The 18,204-nt window shown below is 65.6% G+C and carries 12 protein-coding genes; 7 read left to right on the top strand and 5 right to left on the bottom strand.

The features are described 5' to 3' along the window. The first annotated feature begins 238 nt into the window (after positions 1–238). Positions 239–1,984, top strand: coding sequence for a replication initiator (locus ACWEO2_RS11515; protein WP_452405223.1), 1,746 nt, complete (start codon positions 239–241; stop codon positions 1,982–1,984). 158 nt (positions 1,985–2,142) lie between these two features. Here ACWEO2_RS11515 and ACWEO2_RS11510 read toward each other — a convergent pair whose 3' ends face one another. Beyond that, positions 2,143–3,702, bottom strand: coding sequence for a recombinase family protein (locus tag ACWEO2_RS11510; RefSeq protein ID WP_452405222.1), 1,560 nt, complete (start codon positions 3,700–3,702; stop codon positions 2,143–2,145). Between the two features lie 240 nt (positions 3,703–3,942). Then, positions 3,943–5,646, bottom strand: coding sequence for an alpha-keto acid decarboxylase family protein (locus tag ACWEO2_RS11505; RefSeq protein WP_452405221.1), 1,704 nt, complete (start codon positions 5,644–5,646; stop codon positions 3,943–3,945). A gap of 495 nt (positions 5,647–6,141) precedes the next feature. Here ACWEO2_RS11505 and ACWEO2_RS11500 point away from each other — a divergent pair, with 495 nt between their 5' ends. From ACWEO2_RS11500 to ACWEO2_RS11490, 3 genes are all read left to right on the top strand, one after another. Next, positions 6,142–7,575 carry an MFS transporter gene (locus ACWEO2_RS11500; RefSeq protein WP_452405426.1) on the top strand — a complete coding sequence of 478 codons (1,434 nt, stop codon included), beginning with the start codon at positions 6,142–6,144 and terminating at the stop codon, positions 7,573–7,575. A 119-nt stretch (positions 7,576–7,694) separates the two neighbouring features. Next, positions 7,695–7,901, top strand: coding sequence for a hypothetical protein (locus tag ACWEO2_RS11495; RefSeq protein WP_452405220.1), 207 nt, complete (start codon positions 7,695–7,697; stop codon positions 7,899–7,901). Positions 7,902–7,985: 84 nt separating this feature from the next. Further along, a complete protein-coding gene (locus tag ACWEO2_RS11490; protein WP_452405219.1) occupies positions 7,986–9,275 on the top strand; it encodes an ROK family protein in 1,290 nt (429 codons plus the stop codon). A 379-nt stretch (positions 9,276–9,654) separates the two neighbouring features. On the opposite strand, the gene ACWEO2_RS11485 is transcribed toward ACWEO2_RS11490, so the two are convergent. Continuing rightward, positions 9,655–11,274, bottom strand: a complete 1,620-nt coding sequence (locus ACWEO2_RS11485) for a DUF2207 family protein (protein ID WP_452405218.1) — start codon at positions 11,272–11,274, stop codon at positions 9,655–9,657. Between the two features lie 180 nt (positions 11,275–11,454). Here ACWEO2_RS11485 and ACWEO2_RS11480 point away from each other — a divergent pair, with 180 nt between their 5' ends. Together ACWEO2_RS11480 and ACWEO2_RS11475 are read left to right on the top strand one after the other, a co-directional pair. Then, entirely contained in the window at positions 11,455–12,654 is a 1,200-nt protein-coding gene (locus tag ACWEO2_RS11480) for a neutral zinc metallopeptidase (protein ID WP_452405217.1), read from the top strand. A 4-nt stretch (positions 12,655–12,658) separates the two neighbouring features. Beyond that, a complete protein-coding gene (locus tag ACWEO2_RS11475) occupies positions 12,659–13,933 on the top strand; it encodes a neutral zinc metallopeptidase (protein WP_452405216.1) in 1,275 nt (424 codons plus the stop codon). A gap of 128 nt (positions 13,934–14,061) precedes the next feature. On the opposite strand, the gene ACWEO2_RS11470 is transcribed toward ACWEO2_RS11475, so the two are convergent. Beyond that, entirely contained in the window at positions 14,062–15,357 is a 1,296-nt protein-coding gene (locus tag ACWEO2_RS11470) for an ammonium transporter (protein ID WP_452405215.1), read from the bottom strand. Positions 15,358–15,451: 94 nt separating this feature from the next. Further along, positions 15,452–16,276 (bottom strand): hypothetical protein, encoded by an 825-nt coding sequence (locus ACWEO2_RS11465; protein ID WP_452405214.1) that lies wholly within the window; start codon positions 16,274–16,276, stop codon positions 15,452–15,454. 468 nt (positions 16,277–16,744) lie between these two features. Here ACWEO2_RS11465 and ACWEO2_RS11460 point away from each other — a divergent pair. After that, a partial coding sequence (locus ACWEO2_RS11460) for a DNA polymerase III subunit gamma and tau (RefSeq protein WP_452405213.1) occupies positions 16,745–18,204 on the top strand: 1,460 nt, incomplete at its 3' end.

The following is an 18,204-nucleotide window of genomic DNA, read 5'->3' as shown; positions in this document are numbered from 1 at the left end:
CATTCAGCGCGGGTAGCGCATCCTCAATCTTTCGATACAGCGCGGGTAGCGCATTCTCCTTTCCTCGATATTCAGCGCGGATGGCGCTCGTGACAGCCGTACCGGCGGATGTCACATCAAATTTTGAAATCTGTTCCGGCAGTGAAGTTTTCGATTCTCCACGCGGCACCAGGCCGAGTCATGCACTCAGCGTGCTGGGTCTGGTGCCGCGTCTTCAACGAACGGGACAGGTGATCTGATGACAGACAGTGTCGGTGACGACCAGCCTCACGCGAGCGACGACGAGCAATCGCCACCTCGGCGGGGTTCGTCGTTCGATGAGGTCGCGGTGGAAACCGCGAAACGGTTCGGGGTGTGTATCCGGCCGATGGTCCTGCAACGCACCGACACCATAACCGGTGCTATCTCGCATGTTCCGGTGCCGTGTGGCAACACGATGGAAGCGGTGTGTCCGGCCTGCGCGAAGAAGGCGAAGGCGTTGCGGCTGGCCCAAATTCGGGAAGGCTGGCATTTAGACCACGAGCCCGAAATCCCGCGTGCGCGACCGACGTTCGATCAGACCGGGCTCATGGCGTACCGGGCGGATCTGATCGCCGAGTGCGAACGGGTCCGCGCCGGGGAAGCCGGGCACCTGGGCGAGATTCCGGAACTGCTCGCGGACATCGCGTGGGCGGATAAACAACTGGCCGCGTTGGGGATGCGAGGCAAAACACCAGCACCCGAACCGGTCGACGCCAGCGACAACGGCACCGACGCCGACCCTGATTCAGACGACAGTGATTCGGGGCGTGCTCGCTCGACTCGTCGCCGCCCGGATGTGCCGGAGTTGCCGCGTAACCCGATCCAGAACCGCACCCTCGGGCGGGAGTACGCGGGCAAGTTCAAACCCTCGATGATGATCACACTGACCCTGGACAGCTACGGGCATGTGTATCGCGATGACGGCACCCCGATCGACCCCGACACCTACGACTACGGGCGGGCGGCGTGGGACGCGATCTGGTTTGCGCGGTTGTTCTCCCGCTGGATACAGAACCTGCGGCGTGTGGTCGGTTGGAACGTGCAGTATTTCGCCAGCGTCGAACCACAGAGGCGCGGCGCACCGCATGTGCATATCGCGATCCGCGGTGACATCCCGCACCGGATCATCCGGCAAGTCACCCAAGCCACCTACCACCAAGTGTGGTGGCCGAAACCGGAACAGATGCTCTACGACGGGGCGCGGGTGCCGCTGTGGGACCGGGAGGCCAAGACGTTCGTCGACCCGGACACGCGGGCACCGTTGCAAAGCTGGGATGCCGCGATGGAAACCACCTGGGACGATGACGAACCCGCGCATCTGGTGCGGTTCGGTACGCAGGTGCATTCCAAGGGCATCCTCGGCGGCACCGAGGAAGCCAACCGCCATATCGGCTACTTGTGCAAGTACCTCACCAAATCGGTCAGTGAGGTTCTGGAGGCGAAAACTCCTCGGCAACACGCCCATTACGACCGGCTACACCAAGCGCTGTGTCGCACACCGTGTTCGGAACGGTGCGCGGTGTGGCTTTTGTACGGGATCGTCCCCAAGGGCGCGAAGTCCAAGATGCAACCCGGGCGCTGCAAAGCACGGGCACACCGACGCGAAACACTCGGGCTGCCGGGTAACCGGGTGCTGACCTCGGAACTATGGACCGGGAAAACCCTGGGCGACCACCAGGCCGACCGCATGGAATTCGTGCGCGCGACCCTCGCGGCGGTGGGTATCGACAAACCCGCATCCGACCCGCACCACTACACCTGGTCGAAGATCGCGCCGGGAACCCGTATCCCATCGCGGGCGCATCTGCTCATGGCCGCGATCGCTCAACGTATCGCCTGGCGCGCTGAATACGACCGGGCCATGCTCCCCGCCCACTATCCACCCGGTCACGATGATGACCCCGGCGGCGGTTCGGCTGAATGCTATTCGGCAACAGGTGAATCCGATGACGCAGCAACCTAGACGGCGGCGAGAATGGTCGGCAGAGGAACTGGCTTATCTGGATCGGATACAGCAACGCCTCGCCGGACCGTTGACCGAACACCAGTTGAGCGTGTTGCGGCGGTGGTGGAACGGCGGCTACCGCACCGAACCCACCACCGCGACGACCGAACCTGTGGTTAGGCGACCAGGCGCTGAATGTCGATCGTCTCCACGCCCGGCGCACCGCCGAAACCGCGACGCTTCCCGGCCGGATGGATCGTGATCGACAGCAACGACCGGATGATGTCGCGTTTCGCCTGCAACGGGGTCAACTCGTCGTCGTCCCACTTCGCCCGCGCGTCCGGGCCAGCAATAGCGACGACGTGAGGCATCGGCATCGCCGCTTGCGCGCGGGCCTCGGCTGCCTTGATCGCCGGAAGCTTCCGGTCCTTGTACTGCTTGATCTCAGCGGGGGACAGTTCGGCCTCGATCGCTTCGGCAACCCACTTGTCATAGGCGGCGCGCAACTTCTTCGCTTCGGCAGCTGCTGCGGCGGCTTCCTCGTCGCTACGTTCGAGTGCGGCCAACAGTTCCGGGTCTTCCAACCGTCGCAAGACGGTTTCTTCGACCAGGTCATCAACCAATGCCGCGTTGCGGGCCACACAGAACCTCTCGCACTCATACACCCGCGCTTTCGCCGCCGACCCACCCGAACGCGAACGGATCTTCCCGCCGTCGCACTTGCCGCACCGGGGGATACCCGACAGCAACCAACGCGGGGCGCTACCCCGGTTGTGCGCCGACCGGGCGGGGTCGGTGTAGATCGCCACCAACCGGTCATGGTCTTCGGCAGTGATGATCGGCTCCCACACCGCCGCAACAGTTTCGGTCCTCCCGGTCGCCTTGTCGGTGTGGGCACGCAAACCCGCGATCGTCGCCGAGGTCAGCACGTTACGAACCGCGACATGATCCCAGCGAGTCATCCACGCCTTGTCACACGGGCAATAGCGGCGGTCCACCGCTTCGAGGACCTTGCGGCCCTCGGTCACCGAACACACCCGGCACGGCAACCCCATACCCGCGCTCGGCACCGGCACCGCCTGCGCGGTCAACCAACGCGCGATACTGGCGGCGGACTCCAATTCCAGTGCACGCCGGGCCATTTCACGAACCAGCGGCGCGGTCGCCTCGTCCGGTACCCGCGCTACTGCCTTGCCGCGCTGATAGACGATGCGATACCCGAACGCCTCCTTGCCGTGTGGTTTGCCATCGAGAAAGTTCTGTTTGAGCTGCTGCATCGAATCGAAACGATTCTGTTCGGGCTGATACTCGTTGTCCACCGCTTCTTGCGCCAAAATGCGCCGGTCCTGCGGATTGTTCATGTCATAGAGCTGACCGCCCGAATACCAGAACACACCGAGCTTGGCGCACATCTCGCGCAGCAACGCGAAATCCAACAGTTGGCGATTGGCTCGCGACGACGAGCGGGTAACCAGCACCCACCGCTTACCCTCCGGCGCGGGCTCGGCCAAACCCGCCACGAGGTCCTTGTAACCGGGGCGCTGCTTGACCGTATGCCGTGTCGCGCCGATATCGGTATCGGTGGTGACACGAGGGTCCTCCCAGTCGAAGCGGGCGCACTCCCCGCGCCCCCACTTCACCTGCTGCGGCACCGACAGGCCCTTGTTCTTGTCTTGGGAGTTCCGGCCATAGATCCACGGGGCCAGATCGGGAAAATCCTTGGGGTTCAACGGCATAACCCCAGCGTACGCCGCAAACCCCCCTAAATGAACTTGTCCACGATCAACCAGCCGTTCGCCCCGGCCAAGTAGGTCGAATCCGCCGGTTACGGCATCCGTGGCTCCCACCGTCGCCACGGAATCAGGCCCCGCCCAGTACCTCTCGACCGGGCGGGGCCTTCTGTGCTGTCCGGGGCCTCGTCGGTATGCCCGACAACATCACGACCAGGTCTTTTATGTACGCACACTGCGTGCGGATCAGGCGGGCCGGAGTTGGGTGCCTGCGTGGTGTTGGGGTCCACGAGGGCCGTAGTCGAGTTCGGCCCCCCTGTTGCTGCTGGCGGTGACCGGGGCGGGGGAATCGAAGGGATCCATGACCGATTCGACGAAGATCAACTGGTCATTGGGTGCGGACAGGGCGTTGTGCAGGTCCGCTGGAGTCTTCACGACGAACGACCGTGCCGTGGTGTCGGGGCGGAGCACCTTCGGCAGATCCGCGTATGCCCACGTGGCGATGTCGTTGTACGACTCGGTCTTGCCGAGGTAGCCGCGCTCGATGGTGTATCCCCCGTTGTTGATCAGGAAGATCACCGGCTTGTGGTCGTGTCGCAGGATGGTCGAGAGCTCCTGCGCGGTCAGCTGGAACGAGCCGTCGCCCACGAACAGCAGGTGGCGCCGGTCCGGTGCCGCGGTCAGGGTGCCGAGCAGGGCAGCAACGGAATAGCCGATCGAGCCCCAGTTGACCGATCCGACGAAGGTGCAGCCGGCCGGGAGTTGCAGACCGAACAGGGCGTATGACGTGCCGTTATCGACGAGCAGCACGTCGCCGGGCTGGATATATTCCTGGAGGGCCTGCCAGTACACAGCCTGTGTCAGCTCGGCAGAGCCGTCGGTGTGCACGCGTGGCGCGGCTTCCATGGGGCTCGTGGCGCGATCGGTGACATGCGGCACCGCAACGATGACGCCGCGGAGAACTTCCTCGAGCGTTACTGCCTGGTAGTTGTCATTGCCGACGTCGACCGAATGTCCCCGCAGGTGGATCGTATCGGCGGGCAGCGCGGCCGTGAAGTCGCCCGTGGTCACTTCGATCGGTCGGTAGCCGATGCAGAGCAGGCAGTCGCTGGTCTCCATCGCGTCGAGTGTGTGCTGCGCACTCGCCCTGCCGTTGTAGACACCGACGTAGTAGGGGAACGTCTCGTCGATCACCGCCTTGGCCGTGCTGCTCACCGCGACCGGAAGTTGCATCTTCGCGGCGAGTTCCATGACCTGGGCGGCGACACCGAACCGGTCCGCGTCCAGATCCACCAGAATCGCCGGTGACGTGGCAGCGGACAAGTGGCTCGCGACTGCGGCGATGCACGACACCAACCGTTCGGGGTCGCTGGACGGTTGCGCGAGCACCAGTGGCTCGGTCGGAACCTCGATATCGAGGTAGGCGATATCGGAGGGCAACTCCAGGTAGACCGGCAGCTTCTCCCGCCACGCGGTGCGGATCAGCCGGTCGATTTCGATAGCCGCGTTGCGTGGGGTCAGCCTGGCCTGGGCGGCGGTCACCTGAGCGAAAGCGCCGAGGAATCGGTCCTGGGTCCCGTCGGCCATCGTGTGGTGCATCCCCAGGCCGCGATCGATGGACCTGAGCGGAATCGACCCGCAGATACAGACCACCGGAACGTGCTCGGCGTAGCAGCCGGCGACTCCGTTGATCGCACTCATCGCGCCTACCGCGTTCGTCACGAGGAGTGCGCCCATGCCGTTCAGCCGCGCGTAGCCGTCCGCCGCATAGGAGGCGTTCAACTCGCCGCAATTGCCCACCCATTTCATGGTGCTGTGGTCTTCGAGCTGTTGGAGCAGCTCGAGGTTGTAGTCGCCGGGGACGCCGAAGAGGTGGCCGATCCCAGCCTCCGCCAGACGGCGAAGCAGAAACTCGCCGATCGTCATTCGTCGCGTTTCGCTCCTGGACATCGTGTGCTCCTCCGAATCGTCGGGTCACGCTGATATCGCTGGTCTCCGGCTGGCCGACCACCGAGCGGGAACATCGTGGTCGGTCGCGTCGGAACACGGCTTGCCTTGTGTGCAGCACGTCCGGCCCATCGGCGGAGCGTGCGGCTCGGCGTAGGCACCCGGTCGGGAGTCGAATGCCGGATACCGTGGGTGCTCTTCCCGGCAAACTTCGTAGTCACGACGTATCTCCCGTGGGTGATAGGTCGATTCGATGCTCTGGCCCGAGGATACTGACGGCGCCCCTGACTCTTGGTGCATTCGCCCGATAGATAGGAGTGCCGTTCGTTTACCGGCAGCGAAACCGCCGACACCGCCCCCTCCCGACTGTGCGAGGGCCTTCCGTGCTGTCCGAGGCCTCCCCGGTGCGCCCCGACAAGATCATGACCAGTTCTTCATGCCCGCACATTACTTGCGTTGACATTTAATGCATATGCATCTAAATTACTCGACGTGACTATGACAGCTACCGCATCCGAGACCCGGACCGCCGCATCTACCGAGCACACCCCCGGGCGTTGGGGCCCGAAGCTGTGGGCCGTGCTGTTCGTCGCCGGACTGGCGATGTTCCTCGACGCACTCGACGTCTCCATGGTCGGTGTGGCCCTCCCCTCCATCGGATCCGAACTGGGGCTGAATACCGAGAGCCTGCAGTGGATCGTCAACGGCTACATCCTCGGCTACGGCGGCCTACTGCTGCTGGGTGGACGAGCCGCCGATCTGCTCGGCCGTCGGCAGGTATTCCTCACCGCCCTGGTGGTTTTCGGACTCGCCTCACTCGCGGGCGGTCTGGTCGATGATGGTGCGCTGCTGATCGCCAGCCGCATCATCAAGGGCATCGCCGCCGCGTTCACCGCACCGGCCGCGCTGTCGATCATCACCACCACCTTCAAGGAAGGCCATGATCGCAACCGCGCGCTGTCGATCTTCACGGTCTTCGGCGCCACCGGATACGCCTCCGGTCTGATCGTCTCCGGTCTGCTCACCGGTATCGACTGGCGACTGACCTTCTACGTCCCGGTGCTGGTCGTCGCGGCCGTCGTGCTCACCGCCTACTTTGTGGTGCCGCGCAATATCGAGAGGGAGCAGGGCCGCGTCGACTTCGCGGGCGCCGCACTGCTGACCGGTGGCATGCTGGCTGCCGTCTACACCATCGTCACCGCACCCGAAAAGGGCCTCACCGCAAGCGTTGTCGCCACCGCGGTTATCGCCATCGCCCTGCTGAGCGCGTTCTTCGTGATGGAGAACAGGGTCGCCCACCCGCTGGTGCGGCTGAGCATCTTCAAGGTCAAGTCGATCGTCCGGGCCAACCTGGCCGCGCTGGCCATCTTCGGCTCCTACATCAGCTTCCAGACGATCGTGTCGCTGTACCTGCAGAACACCCTCGGATGGGAGCCGTTGAAAATGGCGCTCGCCCTGGCCCCGACGGGCATTATCGTGGCGATCCTTTCGCCGGTCGCCGGCAAGCTGATCGACCGCTACGGCACCACGCCGATGATCATCGCCTCGATGACCTCGTTCGTGATCGGCTACGTCTGGTTCATCTCCTTCGGCGGCAGCGCCGACCCGAACTATGTCCTGGACTACCTGCCCGCATTCCTGCTGCTCGGCCTCGGCTTCGCACTCGGGTTCTCCTCGGTGATGGTGCAGGCGACCGAGGGCATCGCCGACCACGAGCAGGGTTTGGCGTCGGGATTGGTGCAGACCTCGGGCCAGATCGGTGGGGCCGTCGTGCTGGCCGTGGTCACCGGTCTGATCAGCGGTGGCGCCGCCACCAGCATCGCGCAGTACCGGCCCGGACTGTACCTGGTCACCGCGGTCGCGCTGGTCGGACTGATCGCCTCGGCCACCGCACTGCTGGCCCGTCGTCAGTTGGTCGCCGAAGCGGCATGACGTAGCGAGCGAGCGGCCCGTAATCGGGCGAGCCAGTCACCCCATGGGGGTCGCCAAATGGCGACCCCCATTCGGCGTTTTCGGGCATATCGTGCGCTGGGCCACAGTATGATCGGAACATGGTGCGCGGCAAGGATTTCGATGCGAAGCACGCATTGAGCGAGGTCGCGCGCCACTGGCAGGGCTTGGTACACCGCGATTTCGGTGTTAACTTTGATCCCATGTCTTCGAGCCGTCCGACCGCATTGCGGGTCACCTATGTGACTGCCGCACTGGGTCTGCGACTGCCGTTGACCCGCGAACTGTGTTGTTCCTGCTGCAGCTGAGCCATTCTTTCGGCTCGCGCGCTGCCCAGCCGCCGCACGCGTAGGCATGTCCCGTCGTACGGGACTTCAGCAAGGAACCTTCATATGTCTCTCCCCACCCTTGACCGATCCGCCGCCAGGGTCGTCACCGGTCGTGTCCGTGTTCAGCGTCCCGTCATCGCGCCGGAACTCCGCATCGCCGACAATCCGGCGGCGGCCGTGCTGCGCGCCGCGACCGGCGGCCCGATTTCCCGCGACAATGCCGCGCGCACAACGGGTTTGAGCATCGCGACGGTCAACCGTCAGGTGTCGGCACTGTTGGCCGCCGGACTGTTGCGCGAGCGTCCCGACCTGACCGCGTCGGGCGCGGTCGGACGTCCGCGAGTTCCGTTCGAAATCGACCACGAGGCCTATTTGACCCTCGGCATCCATATTGGCGCCGCGGTCACCAAGATCGTCGCAGCCGACCTGCGCGGACGCATTCTGGGCGGGCTGGCGATCGCGACCCCGCAGACCGGTCAGGACTTCGCGACCATGACCGTCGCGCGCAGCGCAAAGGCGTTCTTGCAGCGCTGGCATCGGCGCAAACCGCTGTGGGCCGGAGTGGCGATCGGTGGGCGGGTCGATCCGCTGACCGGTGTCGTCGACCATCCCAAACTGGCCTGGCAGGGTGCGCAGGTCGGTTCGGTGCTCGGCGAGGTGCTGGAGCTGCCGGTTTCGGTGGCGCCGCACGTCGAGGCCATGGCGGCCTCGGAGCTGCTGCTGCCGACCGGCGAACCGAAGGACGCGGACCGCAGTGGCGTGCGGACCGGTGGCCCAGGTAGCAGTCTGTACTTCTACGTTCGCGAAACTGCCGGCATCGCAGTGACTTTGGACGGCCGGGTGCACACTCCCAGTAGCGGCCCCGGTTCGATCGCGCACTTGCCGACCGGCTCCGATGTCGAATGCACCTGCGGCCGACGCGGCTGCTTGGAGGTGACCGTCGGCGACCGCTCGCTGCACGCCAGAGCCGTTGGGCGCGGGATCATTCCGGCGCACAAGGGCACCGGCGGCAGCACCATCGCCGACCTGTACCGCGCCGCCGAGTCGGGCGCGGCGGATGCGCGGGAACTGCTCGCCGAGCGCGCGACCATCCTCGGACACACCGTCGCGATGGTCCGCGACATGCTCAACCCGGACCGCGTTATTCTCGGCGGCCAGGCCTTCACCGGCTACCGACCCGCCGTCGCCCACGTGGCCCGCGCCTTTGCCCAGTCGTCCCAACTCCCACCCACCGATATCCGCATCAGCGGATTTGGCGGCAAGGTCCAGGAATTCGCGGCCGTAGTAACCTCCCTCAGCGTCCTCTACGCCGACCCGCTCTCAGCGATCCGGCGTACCGCACTGAGCGACTGACAGTTCTGTAGCGGGTCTTCTCGCCTATTTCAGGGGGTAGGCGAGAAGACCTGTCAGAAATGGCGACATGTAGTGAAGGCCGCTCGGAACGGGCATATGTAGGTCCGGTGTTGAACGGGGCATGCTGGCCGCGGTCGAGTGCGCCGACGACGCGCCAGCCGATGCCGGCGGCGGTCACCGTCACCGGCACAATGCCGAGCAGAGCGAGAACCGTTGCGCGAATGTCTTGTTCAGATCGACGGTCGGCAGTTCTGAGTCCATCGCATTCTTCCATCCAGACGCTACACGGGCCGCCGGGAGCAAATGCAATCACACTCGCGCGAGCCGTCCGCCTTTGCTGTGGCTGGCGGACGATGAAATGGCTTGGCGCGTCGGATGTTCAGCGCCCGCCCGCGAACAGTCCTTCGAGTGCGGTGATGAAATAGGGGAAGTGGCCTGCGAAGCGCTGGAGGTTGCGGTCGCGCTCGAAGCTGCCGAACCAGTAGAGGCCGGGTTGGGAGTCGGCAGCCGGGTTCAGCTCGCGGAAGGCGCGGATCCAGTTGTCGGCGCGGCCGCCGATCACCATGAACGGCAGTGCCCTGGAGAAGACCAATTCCTGGTCGGCGGGCGGGATCTGGTCGCGGCTGGTCGCATCGAGGCCGCGCTGCAGTGCGCGGATCTGGCCGACGAGTTCGCGGCCCTGGGCCGTGCGGACCGGTAGGAATCGCGGCAGCAGTGCGGTCGCGACGCCACCGAGCAGGATGGCAATGCCGACCAGTGCGCTGCCCGAGATGAGTGCCAGGGCAATGGTCGCCGCGATACCGCCGACGATCAGTGCCCCACCCAATAGGACCGGCAAACCGATGTGGGCCCGATCGATGAAGGCGCCGCGCTCGACCGCATCGGCGCGCATGGCGGCGCGCACCGGCTGGGCCTGCACGCGGCCGGGTGCGCGCAGTTCGCCGACGGTCACCGAATTGGTGCCCTCCGGCAGTAGCGCTCGGTAGACCGTCTTCTCGTAATCGCGCAATTGATCATCGGGTGCGTTCACCCGGTCGATGCGCCAATCGTTGTCGCCGACAGGCGTGATCCAGAGGTATCTGCGCACCGCGAGGTCGATCACCGTCGCCGCGATATCGCTGGGATCGACATGTTCGTCGAGCAATACGCCCGCCTCGCCGGGCAGAATGCCGTCGGGAGAGGTGAACTGCACCTGATTGCCATTGCGCAGCAGCGGGTCGATCGTCTCGGATCCCGCTGTGGCGGCGGCGTTTTCGCGCCGGGCCTTGAGCACGTAGGCTGCCAATCCGGCCAGCGCGAGCAGCAGTACCCCGAACGCGACCAGCACCGGAGTCGTGAAGGAGAACGCACCCGCTTCGCTGTTGTCGCGGACATCGGCATTGGTGGGCACCGTGCCGGGCGGTAGTTGCAGGGTCAGGTCGATATTGTCGCCCTTGTGCAGGTCGCTCTGCTGCCAGTAGAGCACTCCGTCCGCCTCGATCTGCAGATCGGAGCACTTCCGCAGATTGCCGGGCGGGCCGAGTTTGCAGTCCACCACGCCCATTTCGTAGCTCGGGCTGATCAGCGAGGCATCGATCGAGGCGACATCGGCATTGATCGTGCCGAGCCAGCGGAAGACCTGGCTGCCCGGCGCGTCACTGACGGTGTTGTGGATCGCGTAGGTGAAGGTCGATTCGCCGGGCTTGGCATCGATGGTGAACAGATCGTTCGCGACCGTCGCGGTGCCCGCGCCGCTGGTATCGACATCGGTGACCTTGAAGACGCGTTCCACGTCCTGGCCGACCTTGAGCCGCAGCGGCAGCGTCATCTTGAACTCGCCTGCTGCGGGCACGACCACCTTTTCGGTGACCTCGAGCACGCCGTCCCGGCTCAGCTTCAGATCGGCGACGATATTCACGCCATCGGTTGCGGGCTCCGTGTGAGCAACCGGTGCGGCCGCCAGCATTCCCGCAGTGGCGAGAAGTAGCGCGCTCGCGGCGCCCCCCCGAAAAGTCAGCATGGCTGCCTACTCTAGACAAGTTGCTATTCTGCGTCAGCAGCCCGGCGCGAGCGACGAGCCCGCAGGCGGCAGCGCACAAATAAATACAGTCGGCCGCAGGCCGCCCGTTGAGGGTGGCGGTGGGTGACGGGCGGGCCCACGAACGGACCTGGGCGCGCCGCAAGGCCAAGACTGTCGGCGATGATTGAGACGAGGGGGTACGGGGGAGTGACACAGCCGCCGTACGGTTATGGACCGGTTCCGCCTGGCGGGCAATCGGTTCCGCCGCGTCCAGGGCCGGGTTCGCCATATGGCCAGCCGGGCTATCGTCCTGCGCCCGCTCAGCCGGGTTACGGCCAGCAGCCCGGATATGGCCAGCAGCCAGGGTATTCGCCCCGGTACGGCCAGCAGCCGGGCTACGGTCCGCAGGGCTATGGCCAGCAGCCCGGTTATCCGGCAACCGGATACGGACAGCGCGCGCCGATGCCGCCCCCGACGCCCTACGGTCCGCCGGGACGTCCGCCGCAGCGGCGCAAGGGCGGTAGCGGCTGGGTGGCCCTGCTGCTGATCGTCGTCTTCGTGGTGGCGGGCGGACTGGTGCGCATTGCGATCACGCACGACAAGGTCAGCAATACCGCATCGGGTCCCGGCCCGAGCATGACCTATACCCCCGACTCCAGCGGTGGCGTATCGGAGACCGGAACCAATCCACTGCTGACCGATCCGAACACCACCTTGATTCCGGCGAAGTGCTCCTACGCGCCGTGGGGTACGCAGGTGGATACCGCGCGCAAGTTCTTCGAAACGGCGGCGAGCTGCCTGGAGTCGGCCTGGAAACCCATACTGGCGCAAAAGAATCTGCCGTTCCAATCGCCGACGTTGAATGTCAGCGCGAATACCGATGGCATCACCACGCCGTGTACCGGCTCGACGAGTAATTTCGCCGCGTTCTACTGTCCGGCGAACAAGACCATCTACATGCCGATCAGCCAGTTGCAGACCGATCTGTTCAAGGACAACTGGATCGTCTACCTGTCGGTCTTCGCCCACGAATACGGCCATCACGTACAGGCGATGGCCGGAATCCTGCGCAAGGCCAATAGCGATCGGGTCGACGCGGGTGTGCGCAGTGAGAAGGGTTTGGAGCTGTCGCGCCGAATCGAATTGCAGGCCAACTGCTTCGACGGAATGTATCTCGGCTCCTCGGCCAATGGCGGTTCGCTGACCACATCGCAGATCACCCTCTCCCGACGCGATGCGCACGGCCGCGGCGATCAGCGCGGCGATATGCGTGATCACGGCACCGCGGCCAATGGTGGGGCGTGGTTCGAGATCGGCGTGGACAAAGACCGTGCGGCACAGTGCAATACGTTCACTGCATCGGCCGGTTCGGTGTCGTGAGTAGATGACGCAGCCGCCCTACGGCTATGGTCCGCCGCCCGGACCTCAGCCGCCGCTCGGATCTCAGCAGCACGGATATCAACCCGTACTGGGTTATCAGCCACCGCCCGGATATCAACCCGCCCCCGGATATCAACCCGCCCCCGGGTATCAGCCACCGCCGGGTCCGCAGGCGGGATATGGCCCGCCACCGGGCTATCCGCCCGCCTATGGAGCACCGAATGCGGCGCCGTACGGTCCGCCGATGCCGTATCAGCGGCCCGGCTATCCGCCGCATCCGTACCCGCCGCGGCGGCGCCGTTCGGGTGCGGGGCTCAGCGCACTGCTCGGTGTGCTGACCGTCATCGTCGTGGTCGTCGGACTGTTCGTCTCATCGGCGATTTCGGCCGATAACGAGAAGAAGAGACACGGTCCGTCGGCCTACACCCCGCCGCCGCCCAGCTACACCTACACGCCGCCGACATCGGCGACGACCTCATCACCCAGCCCGACATCGCGCACCGCATCGCCGTCCACAACGGGAGCGGCAGCGCCGACCACGACGAAACCCGCTGGGCCGCAACCGGTTGCCAAGCTCGGCGAGAATCCGCTGTTCAGTGATGACAACAGCGGGCTGATCAACGTCGACTGCGACTACCCGGCCTGGGCCGCGACGACCGCCGCGGCCACCCGGTTCTTCCAGGCCGCAGCCGACTGCCTGGACAAAAAGTGGCGACCTGCCTTGCAGAGCGCGAATCTGCCGTTCTCCAGTCCGGGTCTGAGTGTGCCCGCTCGAGCGTCGGACGCGACGTCCCCGTGTACTTCGGCCAGTAGCAGCTTCGCGGCGTTCTATTGTTCGACGAACCACACGATCTACATGCCCTTGGACAAGATCCAGGTCGAGAAGTATGGCGACGACGTGGTGATCTACCTGGCAGTTTTCGCGCACGAATACGGCCATCACGTGCAGGCGCTCTCCGGAATATCGCAGCGGATGAACACCGAGCGCAATGACGCGGGCACCCGTAGTGCGCTCGGACTGGAGTTGTCGCGCCGGATGGAGCTCGAGGCGGACTGCTTTTCCGGAATGTACGTCGGCACATCGACGTACGAGGGCGTCTTCACGGTGGCGCAGTTGACGCACGCCACACAGGACCAGGTCGGGCGCGGCGACCGGCAGGGTGACGCGCGCGATCACGGCACTGGGCAGAACCAGGCCAACTGGTTCACACAGGGACACAAGTACGACAGGACATTCCAGTGCAACACTTGGAAGGCTCCCGCGGACGAGGTTTCGTAGCAACCACTTTCGAGTGGAGGTCGATATCCGAAAGGAAAACGCCTGGCTCTCGCCCTACCGAATCGGTTCGGTTCGTACCGATTCGGCGGTGACGTCAGCCAGGCGTCTTGGCGCAGTTGCTGCTCCGATCAGTGATCGCCGCCGTGCGGCTGACCGAAATGCCCCTCGCCGAAGCGGCGCGGCGAATGTCCGTGCACGCCTTCGGCATACGCGGTCTCGGCATGCAGTGCGAAGTCGATGCCCGCGGTCTCGTCGTCCTTGCTGACTCGGAATCCGAGGAACCGGTCGATGCCCTTGCCGAGTACGAAGGTAACGGTGAACGCGTAGGCCGCGACCGCCAGCACGCCGACCAGTTGCTTGCCGAGCTGTGTGAATCCGCCACCGTAGAACAGACCCTCGACGCCGCCGGTCATCACCTGATTGGCCAGCAGGCCGATCAGCAGCGTGCCGACAACGCCGCCGACGAAGTGCACGCCGACCACGTCGAGCGAATCGTCGTAGCCCGCCTTGAACTTCCAGCCCACCGCGAACGAACACACCACACCGGCCACCAGGCCGACGATGAGTGCGCCGAGGGTATTCACCGAACCGCACGACGGTGTAATCGCAACCAGTCCGGCCACCACACCGGAGGCCGCGCCGAAGGTGGTCGGCCGACCGTCGCGGATCTGCTCGACCGCGAGCCAGCCGAGCATGCCCAGACAGCCGGCCACCAAGGTGTTCAGGAATACCGCGGCCGCAATGCCATTCGCGCTCAGCGCAGATCCGGCATTGAATCCGAACCAGCCGAACCACAGCAGACCGGCGCCGAGCAGCACGAACGGCAGATTGTGCGGGCGCATCGCATCGGTCTTGAAGCCGATGCGCGGGCCGAGTACGAGCGCAAGTGCCAGCGCGGATACGCCGGAGGCGATCTCGACGACCATGCCGCCCGAGTAATCGAGCGCGCCGAAGGAGGCCAGCCAGCCGTCCGGACCCCACACCCAATGCGCGATCGGCACGTAGACCACCAGCGCCCACAGCGGGACGAAGACCATCCAGCCGGAGAATTTCGCACGGTCCGCGATCGCGCCGCTGACCAGCGCCGCGGTCAGGATGGCAAAGGTCAGCTGGAAGGTGGCGAACAGCAGTTCCGGAATCGTGCCGTGTACGGAATTCGGGTCGATGCCAGCCATACCGAAGTGGTCGAGGTTACCGATAAGCCCGCCGCCCGCATCCGCGCTGAAGGCGAGGCTGTAACCGGCGAGCAACCAGACCACGGTCACCAGTGGAATCGCGATGAAGTTCATCATCAGCATGTTGAGCACGCCGGTCGAGCGCACCATCCCGCCGTAGAAAATCGCCAGAGCAGGCGTCATCAGCAGCACCATGGCCGTGCTGACGAGCAGCCAGGCGGTGGCCGCGGGATCGATGGTTGAGGACACGGGGTAACTCCTTCCACGCGTGAATGCGTTGCGAAGAAATTACCGAATGCTCACAGCCGCCCTGAGCACCGCTAGGGCTATCTGCCCAGACAGTTCAGCGCCGCGACTTCTTGGCCAATGCCCGCAGGCCCCGGCGACCGGGCACCGGAAGGTCCTCGCGCACCGCCACCCATTCGGCCGTGGTGAGCCACCGCTGCTGGATGCGCGCGTCGGCAGTGTCGTGGAACAGCCGGCGGCCGCGATCGTCGCGCAGTTCGCGCGCGAGGGTGGACCAGCGCGGCGGGCGTTCGTATTCGGCCAGGTAGTCGTTGAGGTAGCTCGCCACGATCGTGCCGATCGTATTGACCGGCCGCAGCGAGACCCGGTTGCCGTATTTGGCGGAATAGAAGCGCCTTGCGGCGCACAGGGACCCGGGGTTTGCATTGGAGGCGATCCACCCGGCCCGCTGCGCCCGCTCGACCAACCAGAGATGTTTGACCGCGGTCGGTGCGATATCGCCGATCCGGTCCCGGATGAGCGTCATCACCGGTTCGGATTGCAGCACGTCGCGACGGGTGGGGCCGGTGCCGTGCGCGAGCCAATAGTCCTCGGCCAGGCGGGCCAGCACCCGGCCGAAGTCGTCGATGCTGCGCTGGGCCCGGCGACCGAGGCGTTCGATGCGCTCGGCCTCGCGACGCATCTCGTTTTGGGCCGTGAGGGTCCGGATCGCCGCCATGGTCGGCACCTGGCCGCGCTCCAAGAGCTCGAGGATGGCCGCGGCGGTCGACGGATCGGCGGCGGCGGTCACCGGCAGCGAATCGCGCTTGATCGCGAAGTCCTGCGGGCTGATCGCCCGGCTGAGCAGGTCGACGGCGGCATGGTCGTCGGCGAAGTCAGTGCTCGAAAGCCAGGCGGCGGCGATGTCGTCACACGACGTCACGGTGGAAATTTCCTCCGGTGGAAGCGGTGTGAATGCGGCGGAGAACGCCCTGAATCGTGGGAAGTCAGGTTGTGTCCCGGTCGGGATGAGGGACCGGCCGGGACCACCAACCTGATGAAGGTTTGGCTACCGAAGTTGCCGCTAACCACGGTAGCCAGGCAATTGCGTAGATGTCATCCCGGTTGACAGATTCGTTATCTCTGCAAATCGGCCGCAAACCAGGGCGTGAGTTCAAATAATCGACGCGAATGGCACTGCGCGAGGGCCAAAATTGCCTGTTCGTCCGTTGTTGATCTTCGATAGCTCCGGCGTTGCCGCCCTCGGCGCTGATCAGTGGGGGCTAACAAAGATTTGGGAATCTTGTGATCTGCGTCACATATCTGGCGCGAAACGCCCGGCAGTACGCCGCGCCCGGCCTGTCGGTCGGCGGGAATGGGCATTGTCGGTGGGCGCCGGTAACCTCTGGCCGTGGCTCTGTACCGGAAGTACCGACCGGCAACGTTCGCTGAAGTGGTGGGTCAGGAGCACGTCACCGACCCGCTGAGTACCGCGCTCGACACCGGTCGCATCAGTCATGCCTATCTGTTCTCCGGCCCCCGGGGCTGTGGCAAGACCTCCTCAGCGCGCATCCTCGCGCGCTCGTTGAACTGTGTGCAGGGTCCGACCTCGACACCGTGCGGCGTCTGCCCGTCGTGTGTGGCCCTCGGTCCGGGTGGTCCGGGCAATCTCGATGTGATCGAGCTGGACGCCGCCAGTCACGGCGGTGTCGACGACACCCGCGAACTGCGTGATCGGGCCTTCTACGCGCCCGCGGAGTCGCGCTATCGGGTGTTCATCGTCGATGAGGCGCATATGGTCACCACCGCGGGCTTCAACGCGTTGCTCAAGATCGTCGAGGAGCCGCCGGCCCACCTGATCTTCATCTTCGCCACCACCGAGCCGGACAAGGTGCTGCCGACCATCCGCTCGCGCACGCACCACTATCCGTTCCGGCTGCTGCCGCCCGCGACCATGCGGGGACTCCTGGGGAAGATCTGCGAGCAGGAGCATGTGTCGGTCGAAGAAGCGGTGTATCCGCTGGTGATTCGCGCAGGTGGCGGGTCGCCGCGCGATAGCTTGAGCGTGCTCGACCAGTTGCTCGCGGGCGCGGGCCCCGAGGGTGTCACCTATGCGCGGGCCGTCTCACTGCTCGGTGTCACCGATATCGCGCTGATCGACGATGCGATCGACGCGCTCGCCGCCAGCGATGGTGCCGCGCTCTTCGGCACCATCGATCGCGTCATGGAGGCGGGCCACGACCCACGCCGCTTCGCCGTCGACCTGCTGGAGCGCCTGCGCGACCTCATCCTGCTGCAGGCCGTCCCCGACGCCGCCGACCGCGGCCTGGTCTCCGGTCCCGGCGATGTCCTGGACCGCATGCGCGAACAGGCCGAACGCACCGGTCCGGCCACGTTGGCCAGGCACGCCGAACTCCTGCACGAGGGCCTCGGCGAAATGCGTGGAGCCACCGCCCCGCGGCTGCTGCTCGAAATCGTCTGCGCCCGCATGCTCCTGCCTTCGGTCTCCGACGCCGAATCGGCCACCTTGCAACGCCTGGAGCGCCTCGAGCGCGGCATTGCGACCGGCGCGATCGCGCCCAGCGCCGTCCCCGCCCCAGCCGCCGACACATCGTCTGCCTCGCCCCAGACCGCGCCTCAGTCGGCACCGCCGCGCGCGGCCAACGAGCCCCCACGCCGCCGCGGCGCGGAACTCCTCGCCGCCGCACGCCGCGAAAAGGATGCGACCCGCGCGGGCGCGAGCCCAGCGAGCGCCCCGCAGGCTGCTGCTCCGACGCAGGCTGCTGCTCCGACGCAGGCTGCTGCTCCGACGCAGGCTGCTGCTCCGACGCAGGCTGCTGCTCCGACGCAGGCTGCTGCTCCGACGCAGGC

It is taken from the genome of Nocardia sp. NPDC004278 (genome assembly GCF_053602975.1).
This window is presented reverse-complemented; position numbering and strand designations above follow the sequence as displayed.

Coding starts and splice junctions, on each gene's coding strand:
- ACWEO2_RS11485 (WP_452405218.1), bottom strand. CDS start 11,274: ATGCTGACTTTTCGGGGGGGCGCCGCGAGCGCGCTACTTCTCGCCACT.
- ACWEO2_RS11500 (WP_452405426.1), top strand. CDS start 6,142: ATGACAGCTACCGCATCCGAGACCCGGACCGCCGCATCTACCGAGCAC.
- ACWEO2_RS11475 (WP_452405216.1), top strand. CDS start 12,659: ATGACGCAGCCGCCCTACGGCTATGGTCCGCCGCCCGGACCTCAGCCG.
- ACWEO2_RS11480 (WP_452405217.1), top strand. CDS start 11,455: ATGATTGAGACGAGGGGGTACGGGGGAGTGACACAGCCGCCGTACGGT.
- ACWEO2_RS11490 (WP_452405219.1), top strand. CDS start 7,986: ATGTCTCTCCCCACCCTTGACCGATCCGCCGCCAGGGTCGTCACCGGT.
- ACWEO2_RS11510 (WP_452405222.1), bottom strand. CDS start 3,702: ATGCCGTTGAACCCCAAGGATTTTCCCGATCTGGCCCCGTGGATCTAT.
- ACWEO2_RS11495 (WP_452405220.1), top strand. CDS start 7,695: ATGGTGCGCGGCAAGGATTTCGATGCGAAGCACGCATTGAGCGAGGTC.
- ACWEO2_RS11505 (WP_452405221.1), bottom strand. CDS start 5,646: ATGTCCAGGAGCGAAACGCGACGAATGACGATCGGCGAGTTTCTGCTT.
- ACWEO2_RS11515 (WP_452405223.1), top strand. CDS start 239: ATGACAGACAGTGTCGGTGACGACCAGCCTCACGCGAGCGACGACGAG.